This window comes from Streptomyces sp. 13-12-16, assembly GCF_002114215.1.
GTDB lineage: Bacteria > Actinomycetota > Actinomycetes > Streptomycetales > Streptomycetaceae > Streptomyces.
In genome coordinates this window covers 1-233 of sequence record NZ_NCTE01001511.1, presented here as the reverse complement: position 1 = coordinate 233, position 233 = coordinate 1, and the positions used below count along the sequence as shown (strand labels likewise).

Annotated in this window: 1 protein-coding gene; it reads right to left on the bottom strand. The window is 73.8% G+C overall.

Annotated elements, in window-relative coordinates; all coding sequences use genetic code 11:
• Positions 1-233, bottom strand: a 233-nt coding sequence (locus B7767_RS45645) for a thioesterase II family protein (RefSeq protein ID WP_256923814.1), incomplete at both ends; no start/stop codon positions are given.

Below are 233 nucleotides of genomic sequence, written 5' to 3'. Positions count from 1 at the left end.
ACGGTGATCCCGCAGCGCACCGTCCGGTCCGGCGGGCAGGAGTACGTCTCGATGGCGCGGTAGTCGCCGCGCAGCGCCGGCAGGGCCATGCGCAGGATCTCCTCGTCGCCGAGGACCCCCGCCGCGGTGCCGTTCAGCCGCTTCATCTCGGCGACGATCCCGTCGTCGTCCCGCAGGTGCACCTCCTCGGCACGCGTGGTCGACGGGCCCCGCCGTCCGGAGGCGATGACGGT